The 478-nt window shown below is 33.1% G+C and carries 1 protein-coding gene; it reads right to left on the bottom strand.

What is annotated here, in order from left to right:
• A partial coding sequence (locus tag COX77_02925) for a lysine--tRNA ligase (GenBank protein ID PIZ98941.1) occupies nt 1–478 on the bottom strand: 478 nt, incomplete at both ends.

The following is a 478-nucleotide window of genomic DNA, read 5'->3' as shown; positions in this document are numbered from 1 at the left end:
AATATTAAATCTTTCTCTAACCTCGGGGTTTAACATAAGGTCTAAATATCTTTGCCTATATCGAAGCTCTGTGTCTTTAAGACCAAACCATTCATTTGGAAGCGGCAGAATCGACTTTGTGAGCAAAATAAATGAAGTTGGGGCTACCGATATTTCTCCGGAGGTTGTTTTAACAACTTCCCCCTCAATACCAATAAAATCTCCCAAATCCAGAAGCTTAATATTTTTATAATCATCTTCTAGAAGATCTTTTCTAAAAAATATTTGAATCTTTCCTGTTTCGTCTTTTAAATTTGCAAAAGCAATGTTTCCATGCTCTCTGAAAGAAAATAATCTTCCTGCAATTTTTACAATTTTTCCCAGAGAGTTAAGCGCCTGATCAACTGTGTTTTTTTTATCAAAAGAGGATGGATATGGGTTTATTCCTAAATCCTTTAGTTTTTTCAATTTGTCTATTTTTGCTTGTCTTAAATCCGAT

It is taken from the genome of Candidatus Komeilibacteria bacterium CG_4_10_14_0_2_um_filter_37_10, from assembly GCA_002793075.1.
In the GTDB taxonomy this organism is placed as follows: Bacteria; Patescibacteriota; Patescibacteriia; order UBA1558; family UBA1558; genus UM-FILTER-37-10.
This window is presented reverse-complemented; position numbering and strand designations above follow the sequence as displayed.